The following is a 22,204-nucleotide window of genomic DNA, read 5'->3' as shown; positions in this document are numbered from 1 at the left end:
ATGGCGAGAGCCGCAAGCGAGGCGCAATGCAGATCCAGACCAAGCTGCCGAAGGTCGGCACGACCATCTTCACCGTGATGAGCCAGCTCGCGGCCGAGCACCAGGCGGTCAATCTCGGTCAGGGCTTTCCCGACTTCGACGGACCCCAGGCCCTGCGCGATGCCTTGAGCGCGGCGATGGCCGCCGGCAAGAACCAGTACGCGCCGATGACCGGCATTCCGGCGCTGCGCCAGCAGATCGCCGCGAAGACCCAGGCACTGTACGGCCGCACGGTCGACGCCGATGCCGAGGTCACGGTAACTTCGGGCGCGACCGAGGCGCTGTTCGCGGCGATCGCCGCGGTCGTGCGCGCCGGCGAGGAGGTCATCGTGCTCGACCCGTGCTACGACAGCTACGAGCCGGCGATCGAACTCAACGGCGCGCGCGCGGTGCACGTGCCGCTCGATCTGGCCGCCGACTTCGCGGTCGATTGGCAGCGCGTCAGGGACGCGATGACGCCCGCCACGCGCATGATCATCGTCAACACGCCGCACAATCCCTGCGGCGCGGTGTTCTCGGCGGCCGATCTCGATGCGCTGGCCGAGCTCACGCGCGGCAGCGGCGTGTTCGTGCTGTCCGACGAGGTCTACGAGCACATCGTGTTCGACGGCGCCGCGCATCAGAGCGTGCTGCGCCACGCCGAGCTCGCCGAGCGCAGCTTCGTCGTGTCCTCGTTCGGCAAGACCTATCACTGCACCGGCTGGAAGGTCGGCTACTGCATCGCGCCGCCGGCGCTCAGCGCCGAGTTCCGCAAGGTGCATCAATATCTGACCTTCTGCACGTTCTCGCCGGCGCAGTGGGCCTTGGCCGAGGTGCTCGAGCGCGACCCGGCGCATTACCGTGAGCTGCCGGCGTTCTACCAGGCCAAGCGCGACCGCTTCCGGGCGCTGCTGGACGGATCGAGATTCCGCCTGCTGCCGGTGGCCGGCGCGTATTTCCAGGTGGTCGACTACTCGGCGCTCAGCGACGAGGACGACGTGGCCTATTGCCGTCGCCTGGTCCGCGAGGCCGGCGTCGCCGCGATCCCGGTGTCGGCGTTCTACGAGACGCCGCCGGCTGCCTCGCGCCTGATCCGCTTCTGCTTCGCCAAGACCGACGCCGTGCTCGAACAGGCCGCCGAGCGGCTGCGGGGGCTGTGACGATGGGCGCGATGCAGCCGCTGCGGATCTCGCTGGTCCAGGGTGCGACGCGCTGGCACGATCCGGCCGCCAATCGCGACTACTACGGCGAGCGGATCGCCGCGCTCAAGGGGCAGGGCGATCTGATCGTGCTGCCCGAAACCTTTCTCAGCGGCTTCACCAACGAGACGCTCGGCAACGCCGAGACGATGGATGGCGAAGGCCTGCGCTGGCTGCGCGAGGCGGCCGCAGCGGCCGGCGCCGTCGTCACCGGCAGCCTGGTCGTGCGCGAGGGCGAGACCTGCGTCAACCGGCTGGTCTGGATGCGGCCCGACGGCACGCAGGCGCTGTACGACAAGCGCCACCTGTTCCGCATGGCCGGCGAGCACGAGCGTTACGGCAGCGGCCGCGAGCGGCTGATCGTCGAACTGAACGGCTGGCGCATCTGCCCGCAGGTCTGCTACGACCTGCGCTTTCCGGTCTGGCTGCGCAACGGCTATGACCGCGCTGAGGAGCGCTTCGACTACGACCTGCTGATCGTCGTCGCGAACTGGCCGGCCGCGCGCCGCCATGCCTGGCGCACCCTGCTGCGCGCGCGCGCGATCGAGAACCTGGCCTACTGCGTCGGCGTCAACCGTGTCGGCGTCGACGGCAATGCGCTGGCTTATGCCGGCGACAGCGCCGCGCTCGATTTCCTCGGCGAGGCGCTGGTCGATCTGGGCGCGCAGGAGCAGGTCGTCACGGTCACGCTCGACCCGGCCGCGCTGGCCGCGCACCGGCAGCGCTTTCCGGCCTGGATGGACGCCGACGCGTTCGAGCTGCGGCTCTAGGCGCGGACGCCGTCGCACCCGTCGCGCGCCGGGCAGCGCGCGGCGCGCTCGGGCGATGGAGCCCGGCTGCGTCCCTGCGAACGCTGCGGACCGTCCATCCGCAGCGGTTGCAGCGGCATCTTTTTTTCGATGCAGCGCGGCCCAGCCGCGCCGGCACGGCTGGCATGGGTCGATGTTCGGCCATCTGGACGGCCATATGGTTATGCTGGCTTCAGGTTGGACGGGCACGATCCGATTGCATACGCTGTCGTTCGCTTTCCGCCGGGATTGGGTCATGGCCATCGCGTGGGTTCGTTTCGCGCTCGCATTCGCCGTCGCCGTCGCGACGTCCGGTGTCGTCTCGGCTGCCGAGGTGTCGCTGTTCAACGTCTCCTACGATCCGACACGCGAGCTCTACCAGGACATCAACACGCAGTTCGCGGCGTACTGGAAGGCCAAGACCGGCGATACGGTCACGATCCGGCAGTCGCACGGCGGTTCGTCGAAGCAGGCGCGCGCGATCATCGACGGCCTCGAGGCCGACGTCGCGACACTCGGCATCGGCTCGGACATCGACGCCCTGCACGAGCACGGCGAGCTGCTGCCGGCCGACTGGCAGAGCCGGCTGCCCGGCGACAGCACGCCGTACGTCTCGACCGTGGTGCTGCTGGTGCGCACCGGCAATCCGAAGGCCATCCATGACTGGAGCGACCTGATCGAGCCCGGCGTGTCGGTGATCACGCCGAACCCGAAGACCTCGGCCGGCGCGCGCTGGAACGTGCTGGCCGCCTACGCGTATGCGCTGAGGCACAACGGCGGCGACGAGGCCAAGGCGCAGCAGTTTCTGCGTGCGCTGTTCAAGAACGTGCCGGTGCTCGACACCGGCGCGCGCGGCTCGACCATCACGTTCGCGCAGCGCGGCCTCGGCGACGTGCTGATCGCCTGGGAGAACGAGGCGTACCGGGTGATCGAGGAGTTCGGCGCCGGCAAGTTCGACATCGTCGTGCCGCCGACTTCGATCCTGGCGCAGCCGCCGGTCGCCGTGGTCGACCGCTATGCCCGCAAGCACGGCAACGAAGCCTTGGCCGAAGCATATCTGCGCTATCTGTACACGCCCGAGGCGCAGGAGACGATCGCCAGGCACCACTACCGGCCGCTCGATCCGGCGGTCGCGGCGCGCCATCAGGACCGCTTTCCGAAGCTCGAGCTGGTGACGATCCAGGCCTTCGGCGGCTGGAACGCCGCGCAGGTGCGCTTCTTCGGCGAGGGCGGCGTGTTCGACCAGATCGCCGGGACGCGATGAGTCCGCACCGGCCGATCAGGAAGCCGCGATGACGGCCGTTGCGCTGCCGGGGCGGTCGTTCCTGCGCCGGCGCCGCTCGGTGCTGCCGGGCTTCGGGCTGACGCTCGGCTTCACGCTGGCGTATCTGTCGCTGATCGTGCTGCTGCCGCTGGCCGCGCTGCTGCTGCGCGCCGGCGGGATGGGCTGGTCCGGCATCGTCGGCGTGCTCGATTCGCCGCGCGTCGCGCATGCGCTGTGGCTGAGTTTCGGCGGAGCGTTGGCCGCTGCGGCGGTCAATGCCGTGTTCGGCGCGCTGATCGCCTGGACCTTCGTGCGCTACGACTTCCCCGGCAAGCGCCTGTTCCAGGCGATGGTCGATCTGCCGTTCGCGCTGCCGACCGCGGTGGCCGGCATCGCATTGACCTCGCTGTACGCGCCGAACGGCTGGCTCGGCCGGCCGCTGGCGGCGATCGGTATCGAGGTGGCCTACACGCCGCTCGGCGTGGTGCTGGCGATGACCTTCGTCGGCCTGCCGTTCGTCGTGCGCACGCTCGAGCCGGTGCTCGAGGAGGCCGAGGCGCAGTTCGAGGAAGCCGCCGCGACGCTCGGCGCGACGCGCTGGCAGACGATCACGCGGATCATCGTGCCGAGCGTGCTGCCGGCGCTGCTGACCGGCACCGCGCTGGCGTTCGCGCGCGCGGTCGGCGAGTACGGCTCGATCATCTTCATCGCCGGCAACCTGCCCGGCGTGTCGGAGATCGCGCCGCTGCTGATCATGATCCGGCTGGAGGAGTTCGACTATGCCGGCGCCACCGTGATCGCCGCCGCGATGCTCGGCCTGTCGTTCCTGGTCCTGCTCGCGATCAACCTGCTGCAATACTGGAGCCGCCGCCGCGGCGCCTGATACTCGAGAGGATTTCCCGTGATGAGGCGTATATCGAGGCTGCATGTGTCCACGGTGCTGCTGTTGGTCCTGGCCGCCGGTCAGGCCACGGCCGCCGGCCTGCTCAACGTCAGCTACGACGTCGCGCGCGGGCTGTATCAGGATCTCAACCGTGCCTTCGTCGAGGAGCACGCGCGCAGCAGCGGCGAGACCGTCAAGGTGGACCAGTCGCACGGCGGATCGAGCAAGCAGGCGCGCGCGGTCATCGACGGACTCGGCGCGGACGTCGTCACGATGAACAGCCCGCTCGACATCGACGTGATCGCCGACGCCGGCCTGCTGCCGAAGAACTGGGCAGCAGCGTTTCCGGAGCGCAGCAGTCCGTCCTGGTCGACGATCGTGTTCGTCGTGCGCAAGGGCAACCCGCGCCGCATCGCCGACTGGCCGGACCTGACGCGGGCCGACGTCAAGGCGGTGCTGCCGAATCCGAAGACCTCCGGCAACGGCCGCTACAGCTATCTGGCGGCCTGGCACTACGCGCGCAGCCAGCCCGGCGCGACCGACCAGACCGCGATCGCGTTCGAGCAGGCCTTCTTCAGGAACGTGCCGGTGCTCGACATCGGCGGGCGCGACGCGACGACAACGTTCGCGCACCGCGGCATCGGCGACGTGCTGCTGACGTTCGAGAGCGAGGCCAAGGTGATCGGCAAGACGTTCGGCGCCGATCGCTTCGAGATCGTCTATCCGTCGATCAGCGTGCGCGCCGACAACCCGGTCGCGGTCGTCGAGAAGAACGCCGCGCGCAACGGAACCACCGCGCTGGCCGAGGCGTATCTGAAGTTCCACTACGGCAAGACCGCGCAGACGATCTTCGCCGGGCACGGACTGCGTACGGTCGATCCGGAGGTCGCCGCGGCGCACGCGGCGGCGTTCCCGCCGATCCGCACGTTCACGGTCGAGGAGGCGTTCGGCGGCTGGCCGGCCGCGCAGGCCACGCATTTCGCGAGCGGCGGTCATTTCGACCGGATCATCGCCGAGGTGCGCAAGTGAGCCGCGCCCCGAGCTGCCGGTGGCGCCGATGAGCGCCGCGCCGCGCCGCGTGCGTCCGGCGCTCGGCGAGCCGGCGCCGGTGCGCGTGCTGCTGATCGCGCTGACGATCGCGTTTCTGGCCGCGTTTCTGGTGCTGCCGCTGGTACTGATGTTCAGCCAGGCCCTGGCCGGCGGTGTCGATGCGTACTTCGCGGCGATCACCGATCGCGACACGCTGGCCGCGATTCGCCTGACCCTGGTCGCGGCGGCGATCGCGGTACCGCTCAATGCACTGTTCGGCGTGGCGGCGGCCTGGGCGATCGCCAAGTTCGACTTCCGCGGCAAGAACCTGCTGATCACGCTGATCGATCTGCCGTTCTCGGTCTCGCCGGTGATCGCCGGCCTGGTCTTCATCCTGCTGTTCGGCGCGCACGGCTGGTTCGGCGCCTGGCTCGGCGCGCACGACGTCAGGATCGTGTTCGCGCTGCCGGGCATCGTACTGGCGACGATCTTCGTGACGTTTCCGTTCGTCGCGCGCGAGCTGATCCCGCTGATGCAGGCGCAGGGCAGCAGCGAGGAGGAGGCCGCGCTGACGCTCGGCGCCGGCGGCTGGAAGCTGTTCTGGCACGTGACGCTGCCGAACGTGCGCTGGGGCCTGCTCTACGGCATCCTGCTCTGCAATGCGCGCGCGATGGGCGAGTTCGGCGCGGTGTCGGTCGTCAGCGGCCACATCCGCGGCCTGACCAATACGATGCCGCTGCACGTGGAAGTGCTCTACAACGACTACCAGTTCGCCGCGGCGTTCGCGGTGGCCTCGCTGCTGGCGCTGCTGGCGCTGGTCACGCTCGGACTCAAGAGCCTGCTCGAATGGCGTCACGGCGACGAGCTCGCGGCGCTGCGGGGTCGATGACGGTGGCGCTTTCGCATCGCGTTAACGGCGCGCGAAGAACAATCGCACAACGCGGCATGTCCTCGTCCCCGATGCGCCGCGACGGCGGATCGGCCCGCGCCCGGCCGGGCGTCTTCGCTCGCGGCGCGCGGACGCCGATCCTTCGACCCCGTTCCCGACTTCGCGCTACGGAGGCGCAGCCGCAATGAAGATCACGATGCGCGACGTCGGCAAGGACTACGGGCAGGTGCGTGCGCTCGACGCGGTCGATCTGGAGGTCGCTTCGGGCGAGCTGCTGGCCCTGCTCGGGCCGTCCGGCTCCGGCAAGACCACGCTGCTGCGCGCGATCGCCGGGCTCGAGGCGATCGACCGCGGCCGGATCGGCTTCGGCGATCTCGACGCGACGGCGCTGTCGGTGCAGGAGCGACGCGTCGGTTTCGTGTTCCAGCACTACGCCCTGTTCAAGCACATGAGCGTGCTCGACAACATCACGTTCGGCCTGCGCATGCGTCCGCGCGCGCAGCGACCTGCGCGCGAGGCGATCCGGCGCCGCGGCCTGGAGCTGCTCTCGCTGGTCCAGCTCGGCGGGCTGGAGGCGCGCTATCCGAACCAGCTGTCCGGCGGCCAGCGCCAGCGCGTGGCGCTGGCGCGCGCGCTGGCGATCGAGCCGCGCGTGCTGCTGCTCGACGAGCCGTTCGGCGCGCTGGACGCGAAGGTGCGCAAGGAGCTGCGCAAATGGCTCAAGACCCTGCACCGCGAGCTCGGCTATACGACGGTGTTCGTCACCCACGATCAGGACGAGGCGCTCGAACTGGCCGACCGCGTCGTCGTGATGAACGGCGGGCGCATCGAGCAGGTCGACACGCCCGAGGCGATCGTGCAGCGGCCGGCGAGCGACTTCGTCGCCGATTTCATCGATGGCCGCGACGCGGGGCGCGGCCCGGCATCGCTGCAGATCGCCTCGTCGCGCTGAGCTGTGCGCCGAGGCGCTACAGCGGCTTGACCATGCGCAGCAGCTCCACGCCGAAGCCGCGCCGCCCGTAGAGCGCGCGCGCGGCCTCGTTGCCGGGGAACACGGCCAGCGTCAGATGACGGCAGCGGTGATGGCGCGCCCAGGCTTCGGCTTCGGCCAGCAGCCGGCTGCCGATGCCGCGACCGTCGAGGCCCGGCGCGACGGCCAGATCGCAGATGTGCGCATTGGCGGCGCCGCTGAGCGTGTCGACGGTCAGCTGCAGATGCAGGAAGCCGACGCGCGTGCCGGCGTCGTCCTCGGCGACGAACAGGTGCGAGCCGGGCGGCTGCTCGGCGAGGTGGCGCGCCAGCTCGCGGCGGATGCCGGCCAGGCATTCGCCGCGGCGCCGCCACGGCGGCAGCTCGAACGCGACGAAGCGCTCGGCGAGGGCGAGCACGAACGCGTCGTCGTCGGCCCGGGCGAGCCGGATGCGGATCGGCGGCGCGTCCGGCTGCATCCGCGCGGACTAGCCGAACAGCGCGTCCGGCAGCGCCATCAGCGTGTCGGCGCCGGCACGGATCGCCGCCGCGTGGGCGCGCGTGCGCGGCAGGATCCGCGTGAAATAGAAGCGTGCGGTGTGCAGCTTGGCCGACTTGAAGTCGGCCGACTGCGCCGAGGCCTGTGCGGCGGCGACGCTGCGTGCCCAGAAATAGGCCAGCGCGACGTAGCCGGAGTAGAACAGGTAGTCCACCGCGGCCGCGCCGATCTCGTCCGGATTGGCCTGCGCCTTGCCGGCCAGTTCCTCGGTCAGATCGCTCCATTCCTTGGCGGCCAGCGCCAGCGGGCCGACGAACTCGGACAGCGCGGCATCGCCGGCCTGGTCCTGACAGAACGCGCCGATCTCGCCGAGAAAGTGCTTCAGGCCGGCGCCGCGCAGCTGCAGGATCTTGCGGCCGAGCAGGTCGTTGGCCTGGATCTGCGTGGTGCCCTCGTAGATCGTCGTGATGCGCGCGTCGCGCGCGTACTGCTCGACGCCGGTCTCGGCGATGTAGCCATGGCCGCCGAACACCTGGATCGCGTCGTAGGTGGCTTCCTGGGCGAGCTCGGTCAGCAGGCCCTTGACGATCGGCGTCAGGAACGAGACCAGTTCCTCGTTGCGGCGCCGCTCGTCCTCGTCGGTGGCGTGGGTCGAGATGTCGTGGCGCGTATAGGCGTACAGCGCGAGCAGGCGGCCGCCCTCGGCGAACGCCTTCTGCGTCAGCAGCATGCGGCGGATGTCCGGATGCACGATCAGCGGATCGGCCGGCTTGTCCGGATAGCGCGGGCCGGTCAGCGCGCGCATCTGCACGCGTTCGCGCGCGTAGCGCAGTGCGTTCTGATAGGCGCGCTCGATCAAGCCCAGTCCCTGCACGCCGACCGCGAGGCGCGCGGTGTTCATCATCGTGAACATCGCGTTGAGACCCTTGTTCGGCGCGCCGATCAGCCAGCCCTCGGCCTCGTCGAAGTTCATCACGCAGGTGACCGAGGCCTTGATGCCCATCTTGTGCTCGATCGAGCCGACTGCCAGCGTGTTGCGCTCGCCCTGCGCGCCGTCGCGGCCGACGCGGAACTTCGGCACGATGAACAGCGAGATGCCCTTCACGCCGGGCGGCGCGTCCGGCAGCCGCGCCAGCACCAGATGGATGATGTTGTCGGCCAGATCGTGCTCGCCGGCGGTGATGAAGATCTTGGTGCCGGTGATCCGGTAGCTGCCGTCGGCCTGCGGCTCGGCGCGCGTCTTGAGCAGGCCGAGGTCGGTGCCGCAATGCGGCTCGGTCAGGCACATCGTGCCGGTCCAGCGGCCTTCGGTGATCGGCTTCAGGAACGCCTCGCGCTGCCAGTCCTCGCCGTGCGCCTTGAGCGCCTCGACCGCGCCGTGCGACAGCATCGGAAAATTGCCCCAGGACACGTTGGCCGAGTCGATCATCTCCTTGACGATCGCGCCGACCACCTCGGGCAGCTCCTGGCCGCCATAGACGGCCGGCGTGGTCAGGCCGGTCCAGCCGCCCTCGACGTACTGGCGGAACGCTTCCTTGAAGCCTTTCGGCGTGGTGACGCTGGCGCTGGCCTTGTCGAGCGTGCAGCCTTCCTGGTCGCCGCTCTGGTTGAGCGGCGCGAGCACCTGTTCGGTGAACTTGGCGGCTTCCTCGAGCACGGCGTCGACGATGTCGCGGCCGGCGGCCTCGAAGCCGGGCAGGCGCTGGTAGAGCGCTTCGGCGCCGAGGACGTCGTACAGGGCGAAGCGGATGTCGGCGAGCGGTGCGGCGTAGACGGTCATGGCGGTTCCTGCGGGTGGGGCGTGGGCGTACGGCGGGCGGGTCTGGCTCGGGTCGCGGCGGAGACTGCTGATCGGTCCGGGGCGGCGGGCGGCCGGATCGGCGCCGCGGCCGCGCCGCGATCCGGCGGTCGCGGCCTGGCTAGCGCCAGGTGCCGGCGAGGCCGGGGACCGGGGTCAGCCGGCTCGAGCGGTCGAACGGATAGACCTTCTTCGGGTCGGTCACGTCGATGTGTCCGGTCAGCTCGTAGGCGAAGTCGCCGGCCGGCAGGCGGACCGAGACCGGCAGCGTCGCCTCGACGACCTCGGCGCTGTTGCCGACCACGTCGAAGCCGAGCGGCAGCGCGAGCGTGCCGACCTCGGTGCCGTCGACCTTGACGGTCGCGTCGAGCCGGCCGAACACCATCGGCACGGTGCTGAAGTTCTGGATACGCAGCGTGAGACGCCATTGACCGCTGCCGTCGACGACCAGCTGCTGGATGCTCGCGGTCGGCGGATTGATGCGCCTGACCGGACCGCTGCCGCAGCCGGCCACGAGCAGCGCCGCCGCGGCGGCCACGATCAGGGTGCGTCGGGATTCGCGTGGAGTCATCGAGGCCTCGAACGATCGTTTGAATCGGCCAAGAGTAGCCGGTTCGACCGGGCACGGAAAGCTGCGCCGCAAGGTGCCGGCGGCCCGCACCGGCGCATTGGCGGCGCGGCTCAGCGGCCGAGCTGGCGTTGCGCGAAACGGTCGACCGGCATCTGGTCGGCGACTGCGCCGGACTGCATCAGCACGACCTCGTCGGCCAGCGCGATGACTTCGGCCGGCTGGTGCGAGACCAGCAGCATCGCCAGGCCGAGTTCGAGCTTGAGCCGGACCAGGTGGTCGAGCACCTGCTCGCGCGCTTCGCGGTGCAGACCGGTCAGCGGCTCGTCGAGCAGCAGGATGCGCGGCGCCGACAGCAGCGCGCGCCCGATCGCGACGCGCTGGCGCTCGCCGCCGGACAGCTGCGCGGGCCTGCGCGCGAGCAGGGCGGCGAGGTCGAGCAGGGCGACGATGCGGTCCAGACCGGCGCCGTCGCGGCCGCGCGCCCGCGCGCCGTAGAGCAGGTTGGCGCGCACGCTGAGGTGCGGGAACAGGCGGCCGTCCTGGAACACGTAGCCGATCTGGCGCTGCGCCACCGGCAGGCAGATGCCGGCATCGCGATCGAACAGCACGCCGCCGTCGAGCACGATGCGGCCGGTGCGCGGCGTCAGCAGGCCGGCGATCGCGTTGAGCACCGTGGTCTTGCCGGCGCCCGAATCGCCGAACAGCGCCAGCACGCGGGCCGGCGTGCGGAACGCGACCTCGACCGTGGCGTCGCGATAGACGTGGCGCAGTGCGACCTCAATCATCGGCGCGGCGCCTCCACAGCGCGCCGCCGAGCAGGGCCGCGATCAGCGTCGCGGCGAGCGCGACGGCGAACGCGACCACGGTCAGCCGCTGCACGCCGGCCTCGCCGCCGGGCACGCTCATCAGCTCGTAGATCGCGATCGGCAGCGTGCGCGTCTCGCCGGGAATATTCGAGACGAAGCTGATCGTCGCGCCGAACTCGCCGAACGCACGCGCAAACGCCAGCACGCAGCCGGCCAGAATGCCGCCGGAGGACAGCGGCAGCACGATCGTCCAGAAACGTCGCCAGGCGCCGGCGCCGAGCGTCTCGGCCGCGCGCTCGAGTCGGCGGTCGAGGTTGTCGAACGCGACGCGGATCGACAGCACCAGCAGTGGAAAGCCCATCACCGCCGCGGCCAGCACTGCGCCGGTCCAGCGGAACGCGAAGACGATGCCGGCCGCGGCCAGCCACTGGCCGATCGCACCGTTGCGGCCGAACAGCACCAGCAGGGCATAGCCGGTCACCACCGGCGGCAGCGTCAACGGCAGGAACAGCAGCGCCTCGATCAGCGCGCGTCCCGGCACGCGCGTGCGCGACAGCACCCAGGCCAGCGCGAGCGCGAACGGCAGCGAGACGATCACGCTGATCGCGGCCACGCGCAGGCTGAGTGCGAGTGCCGCGGTTTCGTCGGGTGTCAGCATCGAAGAGCGGTGCGGGCGAAAGCCGAAGTGTGCCAGCTACCGCGGCGTCTGCGTCGGGAGCGGCGTCGCCGACCGCACAGGCGCGCTGCCGAATCCGTAGCGCTCGAACACCGCCTGCGCGGCCGGCCCGCGCAGCAGCGCCGCGAACGCACGGGCCGGCGCGCCGTCCTCGGCCGCGAGCACGGCCAGCGGATAGACGATCGGCGCATGCGTCGCGGCCGGGAACGTGTCGAGGATGCGCACGGCCGGCTCGGACACCGCATCGGAGCGATAGACGATGCCGAGCGGCGCCTCGCCGCGCACGACGAAGGCCAGCGCCGCGCGCACGCTGTCGGCGGCGACGATGCGCCGCGAGACCGCATCCCAGGCGCCGAGCGAAGTCAGCGCGGCCTTGGCGTACTTGCCGGCCGGCACGCTGTTGGGCTCGCCGATCGCCAGACGGCCGTCGGCGCCGAGCGCGGCGGCGAGGTCGACTCCGGGCACGAGCGCGATGCGCGCCTCGCTCGCGGCCGGTGCGACCAGCACCAGCGCATTGCGGATCAGGTTCACGCGCGTACCGGCCGCGACCGCGCCGCGCGCCTCGACATGGTCCATCCAGTCCTGATCGGCCGAGATGAAGATCGCGGCCGGCGCGCCGTGCTCGATCTGGCGCGCCAGTTGCGAGGACGCCGCGTAGCTGGCCCTGATCGTGCCGATCGCCTGCGCCTCGGGGCCGGCGATGATCGCGTCGAGCGCGGGTTTCAGGCTCGCCGCGGCGAACACCAGGACCTCGGCCGCGCACAGCGGCGTGGCCGGCAGCAGCAGGATCAGCGCGAGCAGGCTCGCCCGCAGCCAGGTCGAAGCGTGGGGGCGCAGCATCATGACGGACTCCGCCGCGGCGCGTCGTGGAGAGGAATCGGTATCATCGCGGCGCCCTCCCGAGGTCGAAGATGCCGCCATCGGAACGCCGCTCCACCCGCACGACCGTGTGCGCCGCAGCCGCCGAGTCGCGGCCGCGGCTGAGCCTGCGCGTGCTGCGCGGCCGCGCCGGCGTGCTCGGTCCCGGCAAGGCCGACCTGCTCGAAGGCATCGACCAGACCGGCTCGATCGCCGCGGCCGGCCGGCGCCTGAAGATGAGCTACAAGCGCGCCTGGCAGCTGGCCGAGGAGCTCAACCGCGGCTTCCGCGATCCGCTGATCGAGGCCAGCAAGGGCGGCAGCGGCGGCGGCGGCGCCCAGCTGACGGTGCTGGGGCGCGAGGTACTGAGGCGCTACCGGCGCATCGAGGCGGCCTGCTCGCAGGCCGCCGCCGCCGACCTGGCCGCGCTGCAGCGACGCATGGCGCGGGACTGACGACGCGCCGGCCGCGCCAGTCGCGGTCGCGCGAATGGTGCCCGGCGGTGCGGCCGGGACCGGGCCGGTTGTCGAATCGGTGCGCACGTCGATATAGTCGTATGGAAATAACGAAAGTGACAAGCACCGCCGCATTCACAAGCCAGCAAGGGCGGTGGCCAGCATCGCCTCGATCGCCGTGGGGAGCCGTCATCCCGAGCCGGGCCGGGCGAATACCTGCCCGGCGACCCGATCGAGGACCATCCGATGACATCGTATGCATCTTTCGCCGCGCATCGTCCGCGTATCGCGCATCGCCTGGCCTGGATGCTGGCCGGCGCCGTGGCCGTGATCGGCACGTCGGCGCCGGCGCAGGACACGCACGACCGCCACGCCCATGCCGGGCCGGCCGCCGAGACCGATGCGGTGGTCAAGATCGGCGGCGAGGTCGCCAAGCCGCTGACGCTCGATGCCGCCCTGCTGGCGAGGCTGCCGCGCAGCAAGGTCAAGGCAGCCGCGCACGGCGTCGAGGGCGAGTGGGAGGGCGTATCGCTGATCGAGATGCTGCGCGCCGCCGGCGCGCCGGTCGGCGCCGCGCTGCGCGGCCAGGATCTGCAGCTCTACGTACGCGTCAGCGCCGCAGACGGCTATCGCGTGGTCTATGCGCTGGCCGAACTCGACCCGGCGTTCCGCGACGACGGCGTAATCCTGGCCGACCGCCGCGACGGCCGGCCGATCGCCGGCGACGAGGGGCCGTTCCGTCTGATCGCGCCGCGCGAGGCGCGGCCGGGCCGCTGGGTGCGTCAGGTCATCGCGATCGACGTGCTGCGCGCCGCGCGGTGACGCGTCTGGCCTCGCCAACGTGCGAGCGGCGGCGAGGCGAGACGGCTTCGGCGTCGCAGATCACGCACGGCCAGACCACGCCGCTGCGGTCCGGCGGCGAGCCCGGCGGCCGCGCGCCGATCCGAACACCGGTTCGCGTTCGTACGCCCGGGCCGGCGGCGTGGAGCGAGTCGCTATACTTCTTGCGTGAAGCGCACGACGTACTTCTTTTCTGAATTCAGTCTTGATCCGGCGGCGCGCGAGATCTACCGCGGCGCCGCTCGCGTCGATCTTCCCGGCAGTGCGCTGGACTGCCTGGTCTACCTGGTCGAACATCGCGATCGCGCGGTCGGGCGCGATGAACTCATCGCCGCAGTGTGGGGGCGTACCGACGTCAGCGATACGCAGCTCAGCCAGACCGTCTCGCGCGTGCGCCAGGCGCTGGACGACACCGCGGGCCTGCAAGGCACGATCCGCACCATTCCGCGCTTCGGCTACCGCTGGGTGGCCGCTACCCGCAGCGAGGCCGGGGTCATCGCGGCAAGCGCCGCCGGAGCGGTCGGCCCGGTGTCCGCCGTCGGGTCGGAGCCGGGTGGTCGCGAACCGGTCGATATCGCGGCGGTTGCCGAACCGGCATCCGCTGCGCCGGCCCGCCGCACCGGGTTTTCGCGCCGGGCGCGGCGCATCGGGCTTGCGGCGTTGGCTGCCGGTGTCGCAATCGCCTGGGCGATGGCTCGTCTGCCATCGCCGCCTGCCGATTCTCCTGCGCCGCCGGCCGCGGGCGATGCGTCGGCGACGGTACCCGCGATCGCGGTTCTGCCGGCACGGGTCGACGCGCCTTCGGAGTGGCGCTGGCTGCGCCTGGGCTTGATGAGCCTGGTCGCCGATCGACTGCGCGACGGCGATCTGCCGACGATGCCGAGCGAGGCGGTGATCGGCTTGATCTCGCCGCAGGGTGCTTTGCCCGAGGGCGATACGGACAGCGCGGCGCTGGCAGGGGCTGCGGGGCTGCGGATCTGGCCCGAGGCGACGGTCGAAGGCGCGCGCTGGCGGGTCCGCCTGCGGGCGGTGTCGGCCAGCGAGACGCAAATCGTGGAAGCGGTTTCGGACAACGTGCTGAGTGCCGCGCGCAGTGCTGCGGACCAGTTGTTGATCCGCTCCGGCCACAAGCCGCCTGCGGCCGCCGACGGCGGGCTTGCCCAGGAAGAGCTGATCCGGCGCGTCCGCGCCGCGTCGCTGGCCGGGCAGCTCGCGCTGGCCGACACGCTGATCCGCGAGGCTCCGCCCGAGCTGCGCTCGCAGCCCGACGTGCAGCTGAGCGCGGCGGTCAACGTATCCCGAAGCGGCGACTACCGGCAGGCCGAGCAGATGGCGCTGGCCCTGCTCGATACGCCGGCTGCGCGGACCCGGCCGACGCTGCGCGGCCAGACGCTCAATCTTCTCGGAGCGATCGCGTCCCGCGAGGACGACCTGGCAAAGGCCTCTCAACTCTATGACGAAGCGATCGAGCAGTTGCGTGATCAGTCGACCCGCCGCGACTTGGGTCTGGCCTACCTCGGGCAGGGACTGATCGCGGCCGAGCAGCTCCGCTACGAGGAGGCGATCGCGCTGCTCGGCCGCGCGCGCGTCGAAATGGCCGCCGGCGGCGATCCGCTCGGCGAAGCCGAGATCGACGCCAATCTGGGTGCGATCCAGGCGCTGCGGCATCGACCTCACGTCGCACTGGGCATCCTTGAAGCGGCAGAGCAGCGATTCTTCCAGCTGGGCGCCCAGGAACAGCGCGCGCTCATGCTGACCAACCTGGTCCAGGTGCTGATACAGCTGGCCGAGCACGAGCGGGCGCTCGCGGTCAGCGACCGATTCTGGCCGCCCGAGACGCACACCGCCAACCAGCGCCTGCTGTGGCGCCTGGTCTGGACGCGTGCCGCGGCCCTGGTCGACAACGGCAAACTGAGCGAGGCGCGTACATTGCTCGACCGCATCGAGACGGGCGCGGACCCCGAACGCGATGCCGAGGTCCGCACGATCGCCGCTCAGCTGAAGGCGCAGCTGGCCGATGTTGCCGGGGATATGCCCGAGGCGCTGCGGTTGAGCGCAGCCGCCAGCACGCCGTCGCTGCGCGAGCGCGATCCCGTCGGCTACCTGAAAATGGGTCTGTTGCACGCGCACGCGCTGCGCGCCCTCGGCGATCCGCGTCAGGCGCAGGCGCAGATCGACGCCTTGGCCCTTGACGCCGGCGCCAACGCCGATCCTCGGCTGGCGCTGTATCTCGCTCTGGGGCAGGCCGACCAGGCGCTTGCCGGACGGGGCCTCGCGGCCGCCCAGACCCACTACGACGAAGCGCTCAAAGGGGCGCTCGCACTGGCGATACCGGAGGACGTGATCGGGGTGTCGCGAGCCTACGCCGAAGCCCTGCTCGCGCAGGACCATCTGCAACAGGCACAAGCGGTGGCCGGCGGCATCGCGATGTGGGCGGGACGCGATTTCTACGCGGCTTGGACCCAGGCGTGCGTGCTGCGCCGGCTCGATCCGGGCCGCGCGGCCGTGGAGGCGGCGACCACGGCGGTGCGGCTGGCCGGCGAGCGGATGCTGCCGACGCCGTTGTGCGGCAAGGGGTTGGGCAGCCCACAGCCGTGAAACTGTGATCCCCGCGAAGCGGCCGGCGGGGCGATGCAGCGGATTGGAAGGAAATTCGAAGCATTCCGGAAAACGTGCGCACTCGGCATCTTCTATGGTCGGCGGACCCAACCAGGAGTGCGCTGCCCATGACTGTTCGTGAATCACGCCGATACCCGACGCCGTTGCTGTCTGCATTCGCGGCGGGTGTCCTGACCGTTGCTGCTATGTCCGCCTGGGCCGAGCCGATCCTGATCGACCTCGGCGAACTCGCGCCCGGTGCCGGCTCTCAGGCGATGGGATTCAGCGTCGACGGCCGGACCGTCGTGGGCATGAGCGCGTTCCAGCCCTTTCGCTGGAGCGCAGCCGATGGCCTGCAGAATCTGGGCTCGCTGTCGCTGGGAGGAGGGTCCAGCTATGCCTGGGACGCGAGCGGCGACGGCAGCGTCGTGGTCGGCCACAGCCAGACGCACGCATTCCGTTGGAGTGCCGGCAGCGGCATGCAGGACCTGCTGACGTTGCCGGGCAGCCCGTTCTCCGAAGCGCATGCGGTCAGCGCGGACGGCAGCGTGGTGGCGGGCTGGAGCGGCAGCCAGACCGGTACCGGATCAGCGTTCCGCTGGACCGCGGCCGACGGCATCGAGAATATCGGCACATTGGGGGCGGGCGAGACCAATGCGCGCGGCATCAGTGCCGATGGCAGCGTGATCGTCGGCCACAGCGCCGGGCGGCCGTTTCGCTGGACCGCAGCGGACGGCATCGAGGATATCGACATCGGCGGAGAACCGGCCAGCGCCTACGCGATCAGCGCCGACGGCTCGACCATCGTCGGTGCCATCGGACCCAATTTGCATCAGTTCCGCTGGACTGCGGCGACCGGATTGGAGGTGCTGCCCGACCACCCCGGCGCCGGCTCGCTGAACCAGGCGCAGGCGGTCAGTGCGGACGGCAACGTCGTCGGCGGGCGTGCCTTCGTGTCGGCGAACCGCGGCTATGTCGCCACGTTGTGGACCGCCGATCTGGGCACGATCAATGTCGCCACCTATCTGGCCGGCCTGGGTATCGACCTGACCGGCTGGACCATCAACCAGATCATGGGCGTGTACGTGGATTCGCAATCGACCGTGCTGGTCGGCAACGCCATCGTCGATACCGGCGAAGGATTCATCCAGCACGGCTGGATCGCCACCGGGCTGCCGCCGCTCAGCGTCGTGCTCGATCCGCCCACCGTCGCAGTCGCCTTCGAGCCGGCCAAGGTCGAAGCAGGCGCCACCAGCACGGCGACGATCACGCTGACCAATGCCAACGCGGCCGACGCGATGCTGACCGCCGATCTGCTCGACGTCCTCCCGTCCGGACTCACGGCCACCGCCGCGAGGACGACCTGCGTCGGCAAGGCGAGCTTCGTCGCGGACGCGGTCATGCTTGCCGCAGGCGCGGCGATTCCGGCCGGTGGCGCGTGCACCCTGACGGCTACCGTGCAGACCACCGATGTCGGCAGCTACGTCGACACGATCGCAGCCGGCGACCTGGTCACCGATGCCGGCCGCAATGCGGCTGCGGCCACGGCGACGCTGACGGTGACCCGAAGCACCGCCGAGGATATCTTCTGCACGGGCTTCGAGACCGGCGAGACCGGCGCGTGCGGTTGATCCGAGCTTTCCGACGATGCCTGGGACCGGCATTAGGCCGGCGTGCCGGCGGGTCCTTCCCGCCGGCCGCTTCGCGCGGCGCGGCCGCGCCAGCCTGGACTCACGGAATGCGGATCGCCGCGCCGCTACGGTCGTAGGCGTAGTCGAGTACGGTGACCGGAAAGCCGGCCGGCGCGGTCGTCTGCAGGTGCAGATAGCCGTAGTTGACCTGGCCGGTCTGCTCGTTCCAGAACTTGAAGCCGAGATAGCCGGTCGCGCCGGCCAGCCAGTGATCGAGCGGCTTGGACTGCAGGCTGTAGAACGGATCCTCGCCGACCCGGCCACCGGGCTGCAGCAGCGAGAAGTCGATCGCGCCGGTCGTGTTGACGTCGATGACGCCGCCGACGAAGGCCGGCGTCACGTCGGCGTACCAGTACACGCTGAGCGTGCCGGCGCCGTCGTTGCCGGCATAGAGATTGACGTCGGCCGCCGCGCCGCCGCTCTTGGGACCGTGTGCGCCGGTGACCAGGTCGATCGCCAGACCGGCGAAGTCGGCCGGCACGCTCCAGTTCAGCGGTCCGCTGCGCACCAGGCCGGTCGGCGCGCCGTCGCAGCGTCCGCTTTCGCCGGACTCGAAGCCGCTGCAGAACAGCGGACCGGCGTCGCTCCCCACGGTGACCTCGAGCGCGATGCGGACTTCGGGGCGGGCCGGATCGTTGCTGATCACGCAGGCGATGGCGCGATGCCGGCCGGGGCCGGCCAGATCGCCGCGTGCGGCGAACCACAGCCGCACCGCCTCGCCGGCGGCCAGCGTGGCGGCGGCCGGCGTCGCGCCGAGCCAGGCCGGCTGCGGCGCCGAGCAGAGTTCGCCGTCGTCGACCAGGCGGATCGTATAGCTCAGCGGATCGGCACCGAGGTTGGCCAGGTTGATCGCGGCGGCCGTGGTCGCCGGCGCGGCGAGCGACCACTGCAGCTCGGTCCGGTCGACCTCGACGGTCGGTTCGGTCGTCGCCGGCGCGCCGAGCCGCACCGTGTCGATCCACCAGCCGTTCGGCGCGGGCGCGGCGACCGACGAATCGGTCGCGAAGCGCCAGCGCAGCCGGATCGCGTGCCCGGCGAGGTTCGACGGCAGCATCACGCGCGTCGCGAAGAACGCGTCGCGCTCGCCGCCGGCCCAGGCGCGGCGACCGCCGATCGGATTGCCGCCGCAGCAGGCCGCCAGCGTGCCGTCGTAGCCGCCGGCCACGAACCGGCCGCCGGCGTCGAGGATGTCGGCGAAGCCGCCACCGTCCACGGCGATCTCGAGCACGCCGCCGTCGTACGGCGCGACCTCGAGGTTCCAGCGCTGGCGAAAGCTCAGCTCGGTCTCGTCGGCCGCCAGCGTCAGCGATGGCGTGACCAGGCTCGCCTCGCCGGCGGCCTCGGCCTCGACGATCTGCGCCGATCGCGTGCCGCTGTGCGCGCGGTCGCTGACGACACGCCAGCCGTCGCCGGCGGCGTCCAGCGTCGTGGTCCAGCCCTCGGGCAGTGCGTCGCCATCGTCGAACGTCCACAGGCGTTCGGCGGCGGCCGGTACGGACAGCGACCCGAGTGCGAGCAGCAGCGGCAGCGGGGAACGCATGCGAAAACGCGAAGCAGACATACGATGACCTCGGGCGAGCGGCGCGATACGGAAGAGGCGCGCATTGGATGTCGCCCGCCTGCGTGCTGCCGTGCCGTTGCGTGGTCGTTCGATGGCCGTTGCCGGCAAGTCGTTGATTGACGGCCGGCGTACATACTGCGGCGGCCCGCGCCGCGCTGCATACGTATCGCCGTGCGGTCCCGGCAAGGTAAAGTCCGCTGCGGACCGCGGCCGTTCGTTGCGAGCGACGCGCCACCGCCCGAGTGGTGAAACTGGTAGACACAAGGGACTTGAAGACTTGAGCCCTGTGCGGGAAACCGCCCAGGTGGCACCCGTCAAACTCGGTGAACGCCCTGGCCGCGTGCGGCCGAGCCGACGCCGAGCCAAGCCCGCGCCGTGGCGCGGGAAGGTGTAGAGAGCAGACGGCGGGCACCTAAGGCCGCGAGGCGATGGTGAAGGCGTGCTCCAGACCACGAACGTCCGGCGCGAGCCGGGCGGCGGCGAAAGCCGAAGTGGCAAGAAAATCCCTCGACCTCACGGTCGTGCCGGTTCGATTCCGGCCTCGGGCACCATCCGGACATGCTGGCCGCCGCATCGCGCGGCGGCCGGCGTGCACGTCAGGTCATTGCGGGTCGATCGGCGGGCGCGTGTTCATGGCTGCTTGCGCTCGAGCGGAATCTCGGCCGGCCCCTGCTTCAGCGTGACGCGCGCGGCCGGGCCGGGGCCGGCGTCGAACGTCAGCGTCGCGTCGACCTCGGCGATGAACAGCCGCTCGGCGCTTTCGGCCTTCAGCGCGAATGCCGGCTGGCCGGGCACCTGCGCGTGCAGCACGCCGGCCTCGTCGAGGAACACCTTGATCGCCAGCTGCGGCGAGGCGTAGTCGCCGGCCAGACGTTCGAGCGCCGCGCGCGGCAGCTCGATCGCGACGCGACCGGGCGGCAGGTCGCCGCTGCGCCGCCAGCGTTCGCCGGCTTCGCCTTCCGGATGGAAGACCAGGCCGGTGACGCGGCCGCGCCGGTCGCGCTGCGGCTCCAGATAGCTCAGCGACCCTTCGAACACGAAGCGCCCGCCGGCGACGGCGATCAGCCGGTACGGACGTCCGCCTTCGCGCTGCGAGGTCAGCGCGCCGTCGACGACGCGCAGCACGCGGCTGTCGGTCTCGTCCTTGCGATAGACGCCTTCGAGTGCGCACAGCGCGTCCTCGGCGATCGCGACCGGTGCCGGGTCCGGATACGGATCGCCGAGCGCGAACGCGGCGATGCGCCGTTCGGCCGGCGGCACCGGCGCGCCGTCGGCATTGCGCAGGCTGACCACCGTCAGCTGCTGCTCGGGCAGCCAGCTCAGTTTCGACAGGAAGCCCGGGATGCCGCCGTCGTGGCTCAGCGTCGTGCGGCCGCGCAGCGTGCCGCGAGCGATGCCGTAGCCGTACGGCGCGTCGGCCTTGGCCGCGGCGCCGGCCGGGGTGATCATGCGCCGGTAGCTCGCCTCGCTGAGCACGCGGCCGCGATGCAGCGCGAGGTTCCAGCGCCACAGATCCTCGAGCGTGGAGACCAGCGCGCCGGCCGCATGCGGCTGGGTCATGCTGATCGCCTGGGCGCGCGCGAGCCGGCCGCCGGCGAGGCTGTAGCCGGTCGCGAAGCCGTCGATCACGGCCGCATCGGCGCCGTAGCGCGTATCGGCCAGGCCGGTCGGGGCCAGCACGGCCTCGGTCAGATAGGCGTGCCAGGGCTTGCCGGTGATCGCCTCGATGACCGCGCCGACCAGCACGTAGCCGGAGTTGCTGTAGGCCCATTTCTCTCCGGGCGCGAAGTCCGGCTTCTCGTGCGCGAACACCGCGACCAGCTCGGCGGTGGTCAGGTCGCGCCGGATCGGCGCGTCCATGTAACCGGGCAGGTCGGTGTAGTTGGCGATGCCGGCGGTGTGGTCGAGCAGCTGATGCAGCGTGATCGCCTGCGCGTTCGGGTAGTCCGGCAGGTATCTGGCAAGCGGATCGTCGAGCGCCGCGCGGCCCTCGTCGACCAGCTTCAGCAGCGCGGCCGCCGCGAACTGCTTGGTCACCGAGCCGATCCGCATCACGTGGTCCGGCGACAGCGCCACGCCGAGCTCGATGCTGGCGCGGCCGCGCGCACCGCGGTAGAGGATCTCCTCGCCGCGCGCGACCAGGACGGCCAGGCCCGGCCCGTCCGGATCGGGCACCGCTTCGCGCATCACGCGTTCGGCGTAGGCGGCGACCTCGGCGACCTCGGCGGCGTCCGGCGGTGCCGCGGCGCCGGCCGTTCCGGCGAACGGCGTGCCGAGCAGCACCAGCAGCAGTGCGGAGCGCCAGGCCGGCCACCGCCGGGTCCGCGGGTGCGGCATCGGAATGGTCCCGAACGGCGTCGTGCGCATGCGCCCGGTCACCGGTTCGACCAGCGCGCGATCGCGTAGTAGGCGAGATTGCCGATGCCGGTCGCGGCGAGCAGGATCGCGAACACGCCGGGCGTCACGTCGGACCAGCCCTTGTATTCGATGACCGCGAAGCCGATCGCCAGCGTCAGCAGCACGACGCCCCAGCGCAATGCGGCATGGCGGCGCTGCAGCTCGTCGCTTTCGAGCATCGAGCGGATCAGGTCCTGAGAGGCGCTGGCATCGATGATGCGGCGCCGCGTACGCGCGTCGACCACGGCCTTGATCGCATAGGTGATGCAGACGAACAGGCTGATCGGGATGAAGACGTCCAGGTTCATGCGGAGACCTCGTGTGGGTGGGTTGCGCAGCAGGAGATACCGGGGCGGCGCCGGCGGTTGCAGCCGATCGCAGCCGATCGCTTGCAACCGATCCCGCTCCGGGCGTA

General features: G+C 71.1%; 18 protein-coding genes and 2 pseudogenes. 11 read left to right on the top strand and 9 right to left on the bottom strand.

What is annotated here, in order from left to right:
- Positions 1-26: 26 nt before the first annotated feature.
- The 7 genes and pseudogenes from VMR06_RS16030 to VMR06_RS16000 all read left to right on the top strand — a co-directional run.
- Positions 27-1,178, top strand: a complete 1,152-nt coding sequence (locus VMR06_RS16030) for a pyridoxal phosphate-dependent aminotransferase (protein ID WP_325378133.1) — start codon at positions 27-29, stop codon at positions 1,176-1,178.
- An 11-nt stretch (positions 1,179-1,189) separates the two neighbouring features.
- The gene (locus VMR06_RS16025; RefSeq protein ID WP_325378131.1) at positions 1,190-1,987 is read left to right on the top strand and encodes an amidohydrolase; all 798 of its coding nucleotides are present in this window, start codon (positions 1,190-1,192) and stop codon (positions 1,985-1,987) included.
- 274 nt (positions 1,988-2,261) lie between these two features.
- Positions 2,262-3,269, top strand: a complete 1,008-nt coding sequence (locus VMR06_RS16020) for a sulfate ABC transporter substrate-binding protein (RefSeq protein ID WP_325378129.1) — start codon at positions 2,262-2,264, stop codon at positions 3,267-3,269.
- A 28-nt stretch (positions 3,270-3,297) separates the two neighbouring features.
- Positions 3,298-4,152 (top strand): sulfate ABC transporter permease subunit CysT, encoded by an 855-nt coding sequence (gene cysT / locus VMR06_RS16015; protein WP_414648157.1) that lies wholly within the window; start codon positions 3,298-3,300, stop codon positions 4,150-4,152.
- A gap of 21 nt (positions 4,153-4,173) precedes the next feature.
- Positions 4,174-5,181 (top strand): sulfate ABC transporter substrate-binding protein, encoded by a 1,008-nt coding sequence (locus VMR06_RS16010; RefSeq protein ID WP_325378127.1) that lies wholly within the window; start codon positions 4,174-4,176, stop codon positions 5,179-5,181.
- Between the two features lie 28 nt (positions 5,182-5,209).
- On the top strand, positions 5,210-6,070 hold the full coding sequence (gene cysW / locus VMR06_RS16005) for a sulfate ABC transporter permease subunit CysW (protein ID WP_325378125.1): 861 nt from the start codon (positions 5,210-5,212) through the stop codon (positions 6,068-6,070).
- Between the two features lie 184 nt (positions 6,071-6,254).
- Positions 6,255-6,965 (top strand): annotated as a pseudogene (locus tag VMR06_RS16000) (sulfate/molybdate ABC transporter ATP-binding protein); the annotation flags it as partial.
- A gap of 73 nt (positions 6,966-7,038) precedes the next feature.
- Here VMR06_RS16000 and VMR06_RS15995 read toward each other — a convergent pair.
- From VMR06_RS15995 to modA, 6 genes and pseudogenes are all read right to left on the bottom strand, one after another.
- Complete coding sequence (locus VMR06_RS15995; RefSeq protein ID WP_325378123.1) at positions 7,039-7,518, bottom strand: GNAT family N-acetyltransferase; 480 nt, start codon at positions 7,516-7,518, stop codon at positions 7,039-7,041.
- A 9-nt stretch (positions 7,519-7,527) separates the two neighbouring features.
- A complete protein-coding gene (locus VMR06_RS15990; protein ID WP_325378121.1) occupies positions 7,528-9,318 on the bottom strand; it encodes an acyl-CoA dehydrogenase C-terminal domain-containing protein in 1,791 nt (596 codons plus the stop codon).
- Positions 9,319-9,457: 139 nt separating this feature from the next.
- Positions 9,458-9,907 carry an LEA type 2 family protein gene (locus VMR06_RS15985; protein ID WP_325378119.1) on the bottom strand — a complete coding sequence of 150 codons (450 nt, stop codon included), beginning with the start codon at positions 9,905-9,907 and terminating at the stop codon, positions 9,458-9,460.
- 185 nt (positions 9,908-10,092) lie between these two features.
- Positions 10,093-10,692: pseudogene (locus tag VMR06_RS15980) on the bottom strand (ATP-binding cassette domain-containing protein); the annotation flags it as partial.
- Positions 10,685-11,371: a molybdate ABC transporter permease subunit gene (gene modB, locus VMR06_RS15975; RefSeq protein WP_325378117.1), complete on the bottom strand. Its 687-nt coding sequence runs from the start codon at positions 11,369-11,371 to the stop codon at positions 10,685-10,687. The pseudogene VMR06_RS15980 and the gene modB, both read right to left, overlap by 8 nt.
- Positions 11,372-11,407: 36 nt before the next feature.
- Positions 11,408-12,232 (bottom strand): molybdate ABC transporter substrate-binding protein, encoded by an 825-nt coding sequence (gene modA / locus VMR06_RS15970; RefSeq protein WP_325378115.1) that lies wholly within the window; start codon positions 12,230-12,232, stop codon positions 11,408-11,410.
- Between the two features lie 68 nt (positions 12,233-12,300).
- Between modA and VMR06_RS15965 the strand changes: the two genes are divergently transcribed.
- From VMR06_RS15965 to VMR06_RS15950, 4 genes are all read left to right on the top strand, one after another.
- Entirely contained in the window at positions 12,301-12,702 is a 402-nt protein-coding gene (locus VMR06_RS15965) for a LysR family transcriptional regulator (RefSeq protein ID WP_325378113.1), read from the top strand.
- A 246-nt stretch (positions 12,703-12,948) separates the two neighbouring features.
- Positions 12,949-13,524, top strand: coding sequence for a molybdopterin-dependent oxidoreductase (locus tag VMR06_RS15960; RefSeq protein WP_325378111.1), 576 nt, complete (start codon positions 12,949-12,951; stop codon positions 13,522-13,524).
- 186 nt (positions 13,525-13,710) lie between these two features.
- Positions 13,711-16,140 (top strand): winged helix-turn-helix domain-containing protein, encoded by a 2,430-nt coding sequence (locus VMR06_RS15955; protein WP_325378109.1) that lies wholly within the window; start codon positions 13,711-13,713, stop codon positions 16,138-16,140.
- 74 nt (positions 16,141-16,214) lie between these two features.
- A complete protein-coding gene (locus VMR06_RS15950) occupies positions 16,215-17,771 on the top strand; it encodes a hypothetical protein (RefSeq protein WP_325378107.1) in 1,557 nt (518 codons plus the stop codon).
- Positions 17,772-17,871: 100 nt separating this feature from the next.
- Here the strand turns inward: VMR06_RS15950 and VMR06_RS15945 are convergent, their stop codons facing one another.
- The 3 genes from VMR06_RS15945 to VMR06_RS15935 all read right to left on the bottom strand — a co-directional run bounded on the left by VMR06_RS15945 (position 17,872) and on the right by VMR06_RS15935 (position 22,097).
- On the bottom strand, positions 17,872-19,371 hold the full coding sequence (locus tag VMR06_RS15945) for a hypothetical protein (RefSeq protein ID WP_325378105.1): 1,500 nt from the start codon (positions 19,369-19,371) through the stop codon (positions 17,872-17,874).
- Positions 19,372-20,022: 651 nt separating this feature from the next.
- Positions 20,023-21,729 (bottom strand): serine hydrolase domain-containing protein, encoded by a 1,707-nt coding sequence (locus tag VMR06_RS15940; RefSeq protein ID WP_325378103.1) that lies wholly within the window; start codon positions 21,727-21,729, stop codon positions 20,023-20,025.
- Between the two features lie 38 nt (positions 21,730-21,767).
- Positions 21,768-22,097, bottom strand: coding sequence for a hypothetical protein (locus VMR06_RS15935; protein WP_325378101.1), 330 nt, complete (start codon positions 22,095-22,097; stop codon positions 21,768-21,770).
- Between the last annotated feature and the right edge of the window lie 107 nt (positions 22,098-22,204).

The sequence above is a fragment of the Dokdonella sp. genome (assembly GCF_035511235.1).
In the GTDB taxonomy this organism is placed as follows: domain Bacteria; phylum Pseudomonadota; class Gammaproteobacteria; order Xanthomonadales; family Rhodanobacteraceae; genus Dokdonella.
The sequence above is the reverse complement of the archived record's forward strand: the minus strand, read 5'-3'. Positions and strand labels throughout refer to the sequence as shown.

What these genes read in the sequence shown, in the direction of transcription:
- VMR06_RS16030 (WP_325378133.1), top strand. Translation starts at nt 27, where the DNA reads ATGCAGATCCAGACCAAGCTGCCGAAGGTCGGCACGACCATCTTCACC.
- VMR06_RS16025 (WP_325378131.1), top strand. Translation starts at nt 1,190, where the DNA reads ATGCAGCCGCTGCGGATCTCGCTGGTCCAGGGTGCGACGCGCTGGCAC.
- VMR06_RS16020 (WP_325378129.1), top strand. Translation starts at nt 2,262, where the DNA reads ATGGCCATCGCGTGGGTTCGTTTCGCGCTCGCATTCGCCGTCGCCGTC.
- cysT (WP_414648157.1), top strand. Translation starts at nt 3,298, where the DNA reads ATGACGGCCGTTGCGCTGCCGGGGCGGTCGTTCCTGCGCCGGCGCCGC.
- VMR06_RS16010 (WP_325378127.1), top strand. Translation starts at nt 4,174, where the DNA reads ATGAGGCGTATATCGAGGCTGCATGTGTCCACGGTGCTGCTGTTGGTC.
- cysW (WP_325378125.1), top strand. Translation starts at nt 5,210, where the DNA reads ATGAGCGCCGCGCCGCGCCGCGTGCGTCCGGCGCTCGGCGAGCCGGCG.
- VMR06_RS15995 (WP_325378123.1), bottom strand. Translation starts at nt 7,518, where the DNA reads ATGCAGCCGGACGCGCCGCCGATCCGCATCCGGCTCGCCCGGGCCGAC.
- VMR06_RS15990 (WP_325378121.1), bottom strand. Translation starts at nt 9,318, where the DNA reads ATGACCGTCTACGCCGCACCGCTCGCCGACATCCGCTTCGCCCTGTAC.
- VMR06_RS15985 (WP_325378119.1), bottom strand. Translation starts at nt 9,907, where the DNA reads ATGACTCCACGCGAATCCCGACGCACCCTGATCGTGGCCGCCGCGGCG.
- modB (WP_325378117.1), bottom strand. Translation starts at nt 11,371, where the DNA reads ATGCTGACACCCGACGAAACCGCGGCACTCGCACTCAGCCTGCGCGTG.
- modA (WP_325378115.1), bottom strand. Translation starts at nt 12,232, where the DNA reads ATGATGCTGCGCCCCCACGCTTCGACCTGGCTGCGGGCGAGCCTGCTC.
- VMR06_RS15965 (WP_325378113.1), top strand. Translation starts at nt 12,301, where the DNA reads ATGCCGCCATCGGAACGCCGCTCCACCCGCACGACCGTGTGCGCCGCA.
- VMR06_RS15960 (WP_325378111.1), top strand. Translation starts at nt 12,949, where the DNA reads ATGACATCGTATGCATCTTTCGCCGCGCATCGTCCGCGTATCGCGCAT.
- VMR06_RS15945 (WP_325378105.1), bottom strand. Translation starts at nt 19,371, where the DNA reads ATGCGTTCCCCGCTGCCGCTGCTGCTCGCACTCGGGTCGCTGTCCGTA.
- VMR06_RS15940 (WP_325378103.1), bottom strand. Translation starts at nt 21,729, where the DNA reads ATGCCGCACCCGCGGACCCGGCGGTGGCCGGCCTGGCGCTCCGCACTG.
- VMR06_RS15935 (WP_325378101.1), bottom strand. Translation starts at nt 22,097, where the DNA reads ATGAACCTGGACGTCTTCATCCCGATCAGCCTGTTCGTCTGCATCACC.